General features: G+C 67.2%; 10 protein-coding genes. 8 read left to right on the forward strand and 2 right to left on the reverse strand.

Annotation, left to right across the window (positions count from 1 at the left end; translation table 11 throughout):
- Window positions 1-16 precede the first annotated feature (16 nt).
- Together J3R73_RS08310 and J3R73_RS08315 are read left to right on the forward strand one after the other, a co-directional pair.
- A complete protein-coding gene (locus J3R73_RS08310; protein ID WP_307424928.1) occupies window positions 17-790 on the forward strand; it encodes a hydroxypyruvate isomerase family protein in 774 nt (257 codons plus the stop codon).
- 355 nt (window positions 791-1145) lie between these two features.
- Window positions 1146-1556, forward strand: a complete 411-nt coding sequence (locus tag J3R73_RS08315; protein WP_307424931.1) for a GlcG/HbpS family heme-binding protein — start codon at window positions 1146-1148, stop codon at window positions 1554-1556.
- Between the two features lie 26 nt (window positions 1557-1582).
- Here the strand turns inward: J3R73_RS08315 and J3R73_RS08320 are convergent, their stop codons facing one another.
- Both J3R73_RS08320 and J3R73_RS08325 read right to left on the reverse strand, forming a co-directional pair.
- Complete coding sequence (locus tag J3R73_RS08320) at window positions 1583-2419, reverse strand: sugar phosphate isomerase/epimerase family protein (RefSeq protein WP_307424933.1); 837 nt, start codon at window positions 2417-2419, stop codon at window positions 1583-1585.
- Between the two features lie 4 nt (window positions 2420-2423).
- Complete coding sequence (locus J3R73_RS08325) at window positions 2424-2696, reverse strand: hypothetical protein (protein WP_307424935.1); 273 nt, start codon at window positions 2694-2696, stop codon at window positions 2424-2426.
- 97 nt (window positions 2697-2793) lie between these two features.
- Between J3R73_RS08325 and J3R73_RS08330 the strand changes: the two genes are divergently transcribed.
- From J3R73_RS08330 to J3R73_RS08355, 6 genes are all read left to right on the forward strand, one after another.
- Window positions 2794-4890: an oxidoreductase gene (locus tag J3R73_RS08330; protein ID WP_307424938.1), complete on the forward strand. Its 2097-nt coding sequence runs from the start codon at window positions 2794-2796 to the stop codon at window positions 4888-4890.
- Between the two features lie 231 nt (window positions 4891-5121).
- Window positions 5122-6639: a sugar ABC transporter ATP-binding protein gene (locus J3R73_RS08335; protein WP_307424941.1), complete on the forward strand. Its 1518-nt coding sequence runs from the start codon at window positions 5122-5124 to the stop codon at window positions 6637-6639.
- Window positions 6640-6773: 134 nt separating this feature from the next.
- Window positions 6774-7823, forward strand: a complete 1050-nt coding sequence (locus J3R73_RS08340) for an ABC transporter permease (RefSeq protein WP_307424944.1) — start codon at window positions 6774-6776, stop codon at window positions 7821-7823.
- A gap of 175 nt (window positions 7824-7998) precedes the next feature.
- Window positions 7999-9021 carry a sugar ABC transporter substrate-binding protein gene (locus J3R73_RS08345; protein ID WP_307424947.1) on the forward strand — a complete coding sequence of 341 codons (1023 nt, stop codon included), beginning with the start codon at window positions 7999-8001 and terminating at the stop codon, window positions 9019-9021.
- Window positions 9022-9178: 157 nt separating this feature from the next.
- Window positions 9179-10414: an LVIVD repeat-containing protein gene (locus J3R73_RS08350; RefSeq protein WP_307437203.1), complete on the forward strand. Its 1236-nt coding sequence runs from the start codon at window positions 9179-9181 to the stop codon at window positions 10412-10414.
- Between the two features lie 48 nt (window positions 10415-10462).
- Window positions 10463-11845 carry an FAD-dependent oxidoreductase gene (locus J3R73_RS08355; RefSeq protein WP_307424950.1) on the forward strand — a complete coding sequence of 461 codons (1383 nt, stop codon included), beginning with the start codon at window positions 10463-10465 and terminating at the stop codon, window positions 11843-11845.
- Window positions 11846-12120: the final 275 nt, after the last annotated feature.

Consider the following 12120-nt stretch of genomic DNA (forward strand, 5'->3'; position numbering starts at 1 on the left):
GAAACCAGGTGATTCCATGCCGAAATTCTCCGCCAATCTCGGGTTCCTCTGGCCCGACCGGCCCGTGCTCGACCGTATCGCGGCCGCGGCCGACGCCGGGTTCAAGGCCGTCGAATTCCACTGGCCCTTCGATGTGCCGGCCGAAGCGCTGGGGGACGCCTGCCGCCGCCGCGGCCTGGTGCTGCTCGGCCTCAACACCTCGCCCGGCGACCTCTCCAAGGGGGATTTCGGGCTCGGTGCGGTGGAAGGACGCGAGGCGGATTTCGAGAAGGCGCTCGACCAGGCCGTCGGCTACGCCCGGGTGGCCGGCTTGTCCTCCCTGCATGTCATGGCGGGGGTGCCGGCCGGGCCGCGCGAGCGGGCGAGGGCCGTGTTCGTCGACAATCTCCGCAAGGCCGTGCGCAAGGCGCCGGACCTGACACTGCTGCTCGAGCCGATCAACCAGCGCGACAAGCCCGGCTATTTCTATTCGACCATCGAGGAGGCCGCCTCGCTGATCGAGGAGATCGGCGCGCCGAACCTCAGGATCATGTTCGACGTCTACCATGTCGGCGTCAGCCAGGGCGATGTCCTCAAGCGGCTGGAGCGCTTCCTGCCGATGATCGGGCACATCCAGATCGCAGCGGTGCCGAGCCGGGCCGAGCCCGACGAGGGGGAGATCGCCTATGGCGCCGTGCTCGCCGAGATCGACCGGCTCGGCTATGCCGGCTGGGTCGGCTGCGAATACAAGCCGCGGGCCGGTACGGACGAGGGGCTGGCCTGGGTGAAAACGCTCAATGTATCGCTTTAGGATAGCGGTATAACGAATTGAAAATACGAAAATACATAGCCTGGATTTGCAGAGAAGGGCGCGATTTTCCTTCTCCCATTCGGGCCCATTCGGGAGAAGGTGGCGCGCAGCGCCGGATGAGGGCCTGGACTTCTCCAAGTCGGGCGCGGCCATCGAGCGATCTGCGGCGACGTTGAAACCCTCAACCCCCTGCCGGTACCGCAGGCATTTCCGAAGGAAATGCGGAGTCCCGGCCCGGGAGAAGGCGGCGCCTATGGGCGGTCCCAGGCAAGGGCTCGGGTGGCTCACGGGCAGCCCGTCCCGGAAAAATTCTTATAGAACAGAACGATAAGACGATATTCTCAGGGAGGGAACGATGCTTGCGACCAAGACGGCTCTGACCATCGAGGCGGCCAAGGCGGTTGCCGCCGCCTGCGAGGCGGCGGCCAGGAAGGGCGGGCTCAAGCTGGTCATCGCCATCGTCGACGATGGCGGCCATCTCGTCCTGCTGCACCGGGACGACGGCGCCCAGATCGGCAGCGTCGAGATCGCCACGCTGAAGGCGCGCACGGCGGTGCTGTTCAAGCGCCCGACCAAGGCGTTCCAGGACGTCGTCGAGGGACAGGGCCGCTACGCGCTGCTCTGCATCCCCAACGGCATTCCGCTGGACGGCGGCGTGCTCCTCAAGGCCGGCGAGGAGATCATAGGCGCGGTCGGCGTGAGCGGCGAAAGCGACGAGGAGGACGGCGACATCGGCCGCATCGGGGCGGCGGTGCTGACCCGCTGATCCTCCCGCCGCTTTCGCGCAGGCCGTCAGGTCAGCCGCGCCTCGAGGCCCTTGAGGTAGGCGAGCGATTGCCGCGCCATCATATCCGGGTCGGCCTTGCGGGTGTTGAAGCCGATTTCCATCGTGATATGACCGGGATAGGAGGAATCCTTCAACGCCTGCATGATGCCCAGCCAATCGACCGGCCCGTCGCCCGGCGCTGCGCGGTCGGGCCCGGCGAAATGGACATGAACGAGATCCTTGCCGAGGATGCGGACATGATCGGCGCCGACATCGTCCCGGTAGAGCGCATGATAGGTGTCGAACATCACGCGGACATTGGCCTCGCCGCAATCCCTCATCAGTTCGAGCGCCTGGTGCGGCGTGTCGATGAGGTTGCTGTCCGCCGCCGTCGGCTCGATCGCGATGGCGATGCCCTTGCCGGCAGCATGGCGGGCGATGCGCGTCACGCAGTCGAGGCTGTGGGCGCGCGCCTCCTCGCGGGTCGTGCCGAACACCTGCCATCCGGCAATATAGAGCACGAGGGGGGCGCCGAGATCGGCGGCGAGGTCGACCACCTCGCCATAATGGGCGACCGTCGCCTCGCGTTCCTCGCGGAGCGGCGAGGCGGGGTTGTGGCCCGGGCCACCGCCGGGGGCGGGCAGCAAACTCACCGCCGGCAGGCCTTCGCCCGCCATCACCCGACGCAGTTCGCGCCGTCGCTCGGGGCCGAGATAGGCCGGCCATGCATGCGGCGCGGCGCAGCCGATCTCGATGCCGTCATAGCCGATCCCTGCGAGACGGCGGATCGTCTCGTCCAGCGTGTATGATGGCAGCCACGTTGGAAAGCTTCCATAAGCCCATGTATTGAAAGCATATTTCATTCGTTTATCCTCCCGTTTCATCGTTGCGTAAACGATTGTCGAATTGTGCCGCTCTGTCAATCGCCGCTCCGATGATCGTGACGCCCGGAGCGTTCGCATGCGTGTCGGCGAAGCGGCGAAGCAAACGTTTAAAAATTTCGTTTTCGAGCAATTCAACGTAAAATCTATGGATTTCTCCGGCGGCGATTGTGCTTGACATCACCGGAGGACTGGCGACATTTTTGCTACGTAAACGATTAATAAAATGCCGAAGGGCGTGTGGAGTCGGGAGGGGCATTCTTGGTTGCGCAGTTTCCAGTGACGAGGCTCGGGGCCCCCGGTGGGGTCCTCCCTGCGGGGATGGCGGCTCTGCTGCCGGCAGGGAGGCTTTTGCCGTGAGCATCGCCGCCGCCCAGCCGCTGGAGGCCGTGTCCTTCCCCCGCCTGTTCTCGCCGTTCCGGATCCGCGGCGTGGCCTTGAGGAACCGTGTGGTGTTCCAGCCGCATTTCACGGCGCTGGGCGGCCTCGACGGCATGCCGTCGGAGGATCATGTCGCCTATCACGAGGCGCGGGCGCGCGGCGGCGCCGGGCTGACCGTCTTCGAGAGCCAGGCCGTGCATCCCGCCGGCAAGATGTCCCGCCGCTTCGTCAGCGCCTGGGATCCGGCGGTCATTCCCTTCTACCGCCGTCTCACCGGCCGCGTTCAGGCGCATGGAACGAAGATCTTCGGCCAGCTCACCCATGGCGGCCATACCTCGCTGGAGCGTCCGCCGCATCTGCTGTGGGCCCCGTCGCAGATGCCGGAGCCGTCGAGCCATTTCTCGACCAAGGCGATGGATCCGGAGGATATCGAGGCGACCATCCGCGGTTTTGCCGCCAGCGCCCGCAACGCCATGGAAGGCGGTTTCGACGGCGTCGAGATCAAGGTCGCCCATGACGGGCTGCTGCGTTCGTTCGCCTCGCCGTTCTTCAACAGGAGAACAGATGGTTACGGGGGATCGTTCGAGAACCGGATGAGGCTTTCGGTCGAGGTGCTCGACGCGGTCAAGCGGGCCACGGCCAGGGATTTCCCGGTCGGCGTGCGGATCTGCCTCGATGAGTTCACCACCTTCGGCTACGATCTCGCCTATGGGCTGCGCATGGCGGCGCATCTGGAGAGCACCGGCGGCGTCGACTATCTGAATTCGGACGCCGGCTCGTTCTCCAGCTATTGGATGGAGATCCCGCCGGCGGCGGTGGCGGCCGGCAGCTTCCGCGGCCTGAACGCGGCGCTGAAGAAGCAGAGCCACCTGCCGGTGGTCGCCTTCGGCCGCATCGCGCCGCCCGGGCTCGCCGAGGCCATGCTGGCGGACGGCGAGGCCGACCTCATCGGTTTCGCCCGCCAGCTCGTTGCCGATCCCGACACGCCCGACAAGCTGCGGCGCGGCGAGGCCCATCTCGTGCGGCCCTGCATCGCCTGCAACGACGCCTGCATCTACCAGGTCGGCCAGGAAAAGGGCATACGCTGCGTGCACAACCCGGCCGCCGGCCGCGAGCGCGACATCGACGAGCCCCTCGCCGTCGAGGCGGGCCGGCGCCGGAAGATCGTCGTCGTCGGCGGCGGCCCGGCCGGCCTCAAGACGGCGGAGATCGCCGCGCGGCGGGGCCACGACGTCGTCGTGCTGGAACGCGCCGCGCGCCTCGGCGGGCAGGTCGCCCTCGCCGCCCGGCAACCCGAGCACCAGGCGATCGCCGGCGTCACCGACCATCTCGAAGCCATGCTGCGCCATCTCGGCGTCGCCATCCGGCTCGGGGTCGCGGCGACGCCCGAGATCCTGGCACGGGAACGGGCCGACCGCATCGTCATCGCCACGGGTTCCGAACCGAACCTGCCGGCCGCACCGGAGGAAGGCGCCGGCCGCTCGCCGGCGCTCGAGCTCGGGCGACAGGTCGAGCCGGACATTCCCGGCCTCGCTTTGCCTTTCGTCCATTCCGGCGACGACGTGATGTCCGGTGCGGTGCGGCTCGCCGGCCGGGTGCTGGTGATCGACAACAACGGACACTGGGAAGGCGCGGGGACGGCCGAATTCCTTGCCGACAATGGCTGCAGCGTCGAGGTCGCCACGCCGGACTTCATGGTGGGCGGCGACATCGAGAGCGGCGCCCGCACGCTGTTCTACCGGCGCGCCGCGATCAAGAACATCGCCATCCGCGGCGGGCTGGCGCTCAAATCCATCGCGCCGGGGCGAGCGACCTTTTCGCCGGTGTTCAGCGCGGCGGGCACGCGGGGCTTCGGGCGCTATCTGCTCGTGCCCGGCGGCGATGTCGTCATCGAGGATTTCGATGCCGTGGTGGCCGTCATCGGACGCCGCTCGCGGGAGGACCTCTATCATCGCTGCCGGTCCTCGGCCCTGCTGGCCGGGATCCCGATCGAGCGTGTCGGCGACTGCGTCGCCCCGCGGCTGATCGAGAGCAACATCCTGGAGGCCCATCGGCTGGGGGCGCGACTCTAGGTCGAGAGAAATTTACTGGTCCACTGTCTTGACCAGTTGACAGATGGCGGCATGGCTAATAGCGTGGCTGCGGATCGATGAAGAGGGGTACGACGCCCCCGTTTCGAGCCGCTCCGAACCGCCTGACGATCAATGGCGGAGGGGTTTTGGGAGGAGAATAACGATGCGCGCTTGCCATGCGCCTTTGTCGCCTCCAGGGGCGGTCCGTCCGTTGCCGGGGGAGGGCGAGCGATGATCGCCGCCGAAAACCTCGCTCTCGCGCAGCCGGCCGAGCCCCGGCCGATCCTCGTCGCGAGGGGCGTGACGAAATCCTTCCCCGGGGTGCTGGCCCTCGACAATGTCGACTTCGACGTGCGTGCCGGCGAGGTCACCGCCTTGCTCGGGGAGAACGGTGCCGGCAAGTCGACGCTGATCAAGCTGATGGCCGGCTTCTATGCGCCCGACCGCGGCGACATCACCGTCGACGGCGTGCCTCTTCATGCCGATCCCGCCGCCGCCCATCGCATCGGCATCGCCACCATCCACCAGGACGCGCATCTGGTGCCGGCCATGACGGTGGCCGAGAACATCATGCTGGGGCGCTGGCCCACGCGCTGCGGCCTCGTATCGGTGAACCGGCAGCGCCAGCGGGCGCTCGATGCCCTGGCGCGGGTGGCGCCGCATCTCGCCCCCTCGACGCTGGCCGGCCGTCTGTCTCCCGCCGACCAGCAACTGATCGAGATCGCGCGGGCGATCTCCGAGGATTCCAAGGTTCTGGTGATGGACGAGCCGACGACCTCGCTGTCGCCGCCGGAGATCGACCGCCTGTTCGCTGTCGTCAACGACCTCAAGGCCAAGGGCCTCGGCATCGTCTTCGTGTCGCACTGGCTGGAGGAGGTCTTCCGCATCGCCGACCGCGTCACCGTGCTGCGCGACGGACGGCTGGTCGGCTCGCGGCCGATCGCCGAGCTCGACCACGACAAGGTCATCCGCATGATGGTCGGGCGCGAGGTGCGCGAGACCGTCGCCGACGCCAGGCCGATCGGCGACGTCGTGCTCTCCGTGCGCCATCTCGAGCGCGAGAACGTGCTCAGCGATATATCCTTCGAGGTCAGGGCCGGGGAGATCGTCGGCATGTCCGGGCTGGTCGGCGCCGGGCGCAGCGAGCTCGCGGCCTGCATCTTCGGCATCGATCGCTATGACAGCGGCGCGGTCGAGATCGCCGGCACGCAGATCCCGCCCAACGACCCGAAGGCGGCGATCGAGGCGGGCGTCGGGCTCGTGCCGGAGGATCGCCGCCGCCAGGCGCTCGTCAGCCTCCTGAGCGTGCGCACCAACGTCACGCTCAGCCTGCTCGAACGCCTGACCCATTGGGGCTTCCTGTCGATCTCGCGCGAGGAGCGCATCGCCGATCGCGAGATCAAGGCGCTGGCGGTGAAGACGCCGTCTTCCTCGACGCGGGTTTCCGCCCTTTCCGGCGGCAATCAGCAGAAGGTGGTGCTCGCCCGCTGGCTGGCCCGCAACCCGAAGGTGCTGATCCTCGACGAGCCCACCAAGGGCATCGACGTCGGCGCCAAGTCTGAGATCAGCGAATTGGTGCTGCGCCTCGCCCGCGGCGGCATGGGCATCCTGCTGATCAGCTCCGAGCTGCCGGAGATCCTGTCGCTCAGCGACCGGGTGCTGGTGATGCGCTCGGGGCGCATCACGGCGTCGCTGCCGCGGGCGGAGGCGACCGGCGAGACCATCATGAGTTTTGCGACGATGGGCTAGGGCGTTCCGTCTTCGGAGCGCATCGCCCGGAATCGCAAAATGCTTTCGATATCAATGTGTTGATCTGGCGAACCGCTTCGGCTTGAACGCATTTTGCTCTAGGGGAGACAATCATGGCACTGGAGAACCCATCGATGAGCGAAAATGTGCAAGGCCGGTTCAAGGGGCTGCCGGCGCTGCGCGGCAAGATCTCGTTCATCGACCTGATGCAGAGCATCGGGCTGGCGGCCGTCATCCTGTTCGGCTGCGCGATCATGACCTTCATGAGCCCGGTGTTCGCCACCGTCCGCAATATCGAGAACGTGCTGCAGACCGCGACGATCATCGCGGTGGTGGCGATCGGCCAGACCTTCGTCATCCTGGTCGCGGGCATCGATCTTTCGGTGGCTTCCGTCCTGGTGCTTTCCTCGGTGCTGTCCGTCGGCCTCGTCGACTTCTACGGCTGGACGCCGGGCCTGGCGATCGTCGCGGCGCTCGCGGCCGGCATGGGCATCGGGCTGATCAACGGCCTCGCCGTGACCAAGCTGAAGATCCCGGCGCTGATCGCCACCCTCGCGACCATGACGATCGGGCGCGGCCTCGCCTATATCTTCTCGGGCGGCACCAATATCGCCCCGGTCCCCCATCTGTTCGTCGCGCTGCAGGCCGGACGCATCTTCGGCATACCCGCCGTCATCGTCCTCACCATCGTCCTCGCCGTCATCGCCCAGATCATCCTGTCGCGCACCCGGTTCGGGCGCTCGGTCTATGCCACCGGCGGCAATCCGCTCGCGGCCCGGCTCGCCGGCATCAACACCGAGCGGGTGATCATCGCGACCTTCGTCATCTCCGGCCTGATGTCGGCAGTGGCCGGCCTGCTGATCACCGCGCGCTTCGAGGCCGGCGCGGCGACGGCCGCCCAGGGCATGGAACTCGCCGTCATCGCGGCGGTGGTGATCGGCGGCGTCAGCCTGTTCGGCGGGGAGGGCAATATCGGCGGCATGCTGCTCGGCGTCATTCTGCTCGGCCTCGTGCAGAACACGGTCAACCTGCTCAACGTGCCGCCGAACTGGGACTCCGTGGTCAGCGGCCTGGTGATCGCCGCCGCCGCCGCGCTCGACGTCTACCGGCGTAACTATCTGGAGGCCGGCATGCGCAAGAGGATCATCGCCACCAAGGCGGGCAAGCCGGCGAAGCCGTCCTGACGGGAAAGGGCCGCCCCGGCGACGGGACGATCGGGAAGGCGCCCATCGAAGACGCAGCATCCGCGGCGAACGGCGAAGCTTCGCCTTCCTGCCGGCGGAGCGGGCGGGCCGGCGACCGGCATGCCGGCACCGGATGGAAATCCAACAAGAAACGTCCACTGGAGGAAACAAGGTCATGGATGGAAAACACAGAACGGGTACGACGCGCCGAGACTTCCTGGTCCGGGCTTCGGCATTGGCGACCGGTGCGGCGGCCCTGGCTTCCGGGCTGCCCTTCACCTCTCCCGCCTTTGCGGAAGACAGCCCGATCAAGGGCAAGAACCTCTCCTATATCGCCTTCGGCCTGCAATATGAGTATCAGGTCACGCTCGTCGCCCGGGTGAAGGAACTCGCGGCGCAGAAGGGCGTCAACATCTCCGTCTATGACGGCAAGGGCGACCCGAGCACCCAGACCACCCAGCTTCTCGACGTCGTCAGCAAGCAGCCGGACATCATCCTGCTCAACGCCGTCGACGCCAAGCTGCTGCAGGGCGGCGTGCGCCAGGCCAACGAGGCCAATATTCCGCTGTTCATGCTGGAAAACCTGCCGCCGGAGGGCGAGTGGGTCGCCTACAACACCTTCGACGACGTGGCCGGCGGTGCGGCGGGCGCCGATGCCATCGCCAAGCTCACCGGCGGCAAGGGACGTGTGCTGGAAGTGCGCGGCGCCATCGGTTCGGGCCAGTCCGAGAAGCGCTACAAGGGCTTCCACGACCGCGCGGCCGAGAAATATCCGGACCTCAAGATCGACGTGCTCAAGGCGGAATGGACGGCCGACAACGCCAATTCGCTGACGCTCGACGCCCTGACGCGCGACCCCAACGTCGCCGGCATCTGGGCGCACAATGACGAGATGATCCGCGGCGTCGTCGCCGCTCTGCGCCAGATCGACCGGCTGAAGCTCGCCGGCGAGGCCGGGCATATCCCGATCGTGGGCTTCGACGGCACGCCGCTCGGCCTGCAGCGCATCCGCGACGGCCTCCAGGACGCGGATGTCGGCCAGAATCCGTTCTCGATGGGCGAGTCGATCATCAAGGAAATGGAGAACCATTTCTCGGGCAAGCCGGTGAACAAGGAGACGCTGATCCAGCCGGTGATGATCTACAAGGAAAACGTCGACAGCCCGGACAATTGGGGCAACCGCGTCAAGAAGACGTAGACGCCCGAGGCGGCCTCCCGGGACGAGGAGGCAAAGGAGGCGGGTCGGCAGGCCCGCCCCCGCTGTGCCGGTCCCCGACCGGCACCTTTCCGCTTTCCCCGCCGGCCCCCCCCTTCAACAGACCGGAAGACATGCCGTGACCGCCACCGCCGACATCATGACGCCCGACCTTGCCCGCAACATGCGGCTGATCGGCCATTGCGACCAGGGCGGCCGCGGGGACGGCGTCCAGATCATGGTCGAGAACGGCTTTGCCTATATCGGGCATCTCTTCAGCCAGGGCTTCTCGATCGTCGACGTGCGCGATGCCGCCAACCCGAAGGCCGCGGGCTACGTCGCGGCGCCCGCGAATACCTGGAACGTGCATCTGCAGGTCGCCGACAATCTGCTGCTCGTCATCCACGGCAAGGACGTCTTCGCCGATTCCGCCTTCTCCGACGAGGCGAGCTATTACAAGGCCGCGGCCGGCACGGCGCTCGGCACCGCCGCGCCGAAGCAGGCGCGCGACTGGGATGCCGGCCTCGCCGTCTATGATATTTCCGTGCCGGGGCAGCCGCGCCGCATCGGCTTCATGCCGGTGTCCGGCGGCATCCACCGCATCTGGTATACGGGCGGGCGCTGGGCCTATGTCTCCGCGCTGCTCGACGGGTTCTCCGACTTCATCTTCATGACCGTCGACATGTCCGACCCCGCCCGGCCGCGCGAGGCCGGACGCTATTGGCTGCCCGGCATGAATCTCGCCGCCGGCGAGAAGCCGGGCTGGGAGCCCAACCGCAAATTCGGCCTCCACCATGCCATCGTCGACGGCGACACGGCCTGGGGCGCCTGGCGCGATGCCGGCCTGGTGGTGATGAATGTCGCCGACCGGGCCAAACCCGAACTGGTCGTCCATCGCAACTGGTCGCCGCCGTTCCAGGGCGGCACCCATAACTGCCTGCCGCTGGCCGACCGCGACCTGCTCGTCGTCGTCGACGAGGCGGTGCTCGACGATTTCGGGGACGGGCTGAAGAACATCTGGATCTTCGACATCAAGGACAAGGCCAATCCCGTGCCCGTCGCCTCGATGCCGGTGCCCATCGACGAGGACTATCCCCGCAAGGGCGCCCATTATGGGCCCCACAACATCCACGAGAACCGGCCGGGCACCTTCCAGAGCTCGTCGATCATCTTCTCGACCTGGCAGAATGCCGGCGTCAGGGTGTACGACATCGCCAATCCGCGCCAGCCCAAGGAAGTCGGCGCGCTGGTGCCGCCGGCGCCGCGGTCGATGGCCGACAGGCGGCCGGGCAAGAAGGCGATCATCCAGTCCTGCGACATCTTCGTCGACAGAGCCGGCCTGGCCTATGTCACCGACTACAATGCCGGTTTGTACATCATGGAATTCAACGGCTGAGCGGCCGGCCTCCCTCATGCCGAAATCATTGTCTCAAAGGATATTCCCGTGAATCTCTTCGGTTCATACGACGTCGTGGTCACCGGGGCCGGCTCGGCCGGAATCGTCGCCGCCATCCGGGCCGCCCGCGAAGGCGCCAGGACGCTGCTGCTCGAGGGGACCGGCTTCCTCGGCGGCCTGATCACCGGCGGCCGGCTGACCAAGCCGACCGGCCTGATCAATTCGGCGATCTTCCACGAGATGCTCGACCGCTGCGTCGGGTACAAGGGCGCCGACGGCCGGGTGCGGGAATCCTATTGGGGCCGCTATACCGGCACGTTCGACGCCGAGGTGATGCAGCGCGTCATCATCGAGATGGTCGAGGAGGCCGGCATCGAGGTGCTGCTGCGGGCGACCGTGGTGGATACGGTGATGAAGGACAAGGCCATGGCCGGCCTCGTCATCCGCACCAAATCGGGCGAGAGCCTCGTGCTCGGCAAGGCCTTCATCGATGCCTCCGGCGATGGCGACGTCGCGGCCTTGGCGGGCGCGAACTTCATGCTGGGGCGGGACGGCGACGGGCTGACCCAGCCGATCACCTCCTATTTCCGCGTGCTCGGCGTCAATGTTCCCGCGCTGATCGCCGACTGCAACGCCAACCGGGCCGACATGTGGGAGGTCGTCTATCCCAAGGAGGCGGGCGACCGCAACGAGGACTATATCATGGCGGTGCTGCTGACCGGCTTCCAGCAGCGCATCAAGGACAAGGTCGCCGAGGGTTTCGACTGGATCATCCCCAAGGACCACATCACCATGAAGACCGGGCTGATCCCCGGCGAGATCTCGGTGAACGTCACGCGGTTCCAGGGCAACGGCCTCGACGACCGCGACCTCAGCCGCGCCGAGATCGAAATCCGCAAGCAGGCCTATTGCGCCTTCGACTTCCTGCAGCGCTATGTCAAGGGCTTCGAGAACGCCATCTTCCTCGAGGTCGCGCCGAAGCTCGGCATCCGCGAGACGCGCCGCATCACCGGCCGCTACGTGCTGACCGAGGCCGATGTCCGCGGCAATGGCCGCTTCGAAGACGCCATCGGCCTGTGCAATTCCCCCGTCGACGTGCACGAGCCCGGCGGCAGCCGCGCCATCATGGACCATGTCGGCATCGGCTACGGCATTCCCTATCGCTGCCTGCTGCCGGCGACGATCGACAATCTGATCATGGCCGGGCGGTGCATCTCGGTGGACGAGATCGCCTTCGGCTCGACCCGCAACGTGCCGGCCTGCACCATGACGGGGGAGGCGGCCGCGATCGCCGCAGCGACGGCCGCCGCCCGCGGCTTATCGGTCTCGGCGATACCCGTCGGCGAGATCCAGGCCCGCCTGCGCGAACACGGCGCCTGGCTCGGCACGCCGGGCGAGGCGGTGCCGGACGTGCTGAAGAAGGCGGGGTAGGGCCGGGGCGCCGGTCGGGCGCCGCGTTTCCTTCTGCTGGATGCGAGACACGGAGCTTCCGAGGCCCGCCGCGACGCCGATGCCCCCTCGCCCCGCTTGCGGGGAGAGGATAGAGGAGAGGGGCGGCGCCGCGGTGGCTGTCGTATCGTCCACGTCTTTTCCGGAGAGAGCCGCAGCCCCTCATCCTTACCTTCTCCCCGTGAGAACGGGGAGAAGGGCCGGCAGCGCCGCGTTTCCTTCTGCCAGATGTGAGACACGGAGCTTCCCAGGCGCCT

Source organism: Labrys monachus (genome assembly GCF_030814655.1).
GTDB lineage: Bacteria > Pseudomonadota > Alphaproteobacteria > Rhizobiales > Labraceae > Labrys > Labrys monacha.

Excerpts from the sequence above, each read along its gene's own strand:
- J3R73_RS08310 (WP_307424928.1), top strand. The coding sequence starts at position 17 with ATGCCGAAATTCTCCGCCAATCTCGGGTTCCTCTGGCCCGACCGGCCC.
- J3R73_RS08345 (WP_307424947.1), top strand. The coding sequence starts at position 7,999 with ATGGATGGAAAACACAGAACGGGTACGACGCGCCGAGACTTCCTGGTC.
- J3R73_RS08350 (WP_307437203.1), top strand. The coding sequence starts at position 9,179 with ATGACGCCCGACCTTGCCCGCAACATGCGGCTGATCGGCCATTGCGAC.
- J3R73_RS08335 (WP_307424941.1), top strand. The coding sequence starts at position 5,122 with ATGATCGCCGCCGAAAACCTCGCTCTCGCGCAGCCGGCCGAGCCCCGG.
- J3R73_RS08325 (WP_307424935.1), bottom strand. The coding sequence starts at position 2,696 with ATGCCCCTCCCGACTCCACACGCCCTTCGGCATTTTATTAATCGTTTA.
- J3R73_RS08320 (WP_307424933.1), bottom strand. The coding sequence starts at position 2,419 with ATGAAATATGCTTTCAATACATGGGCTTATGGAAGCTTTCCAACGTGG.
- J3R73_RS08340 (WP_307424944.1), top strand. The coding sequence starts at position 6,774 with ATGAGCGAAAATGTGCAAGGCCGGTTCAAGGGGCTGCCGGCGCTGCGC.
- J3R73_RS08315 (WP_307424931.1), top strand. The coding sequence starts at position 1,146 with ATGCTTGCGACCAAGACGGCTCTGACCATCGAGGCGGCCAAGGCGGTT.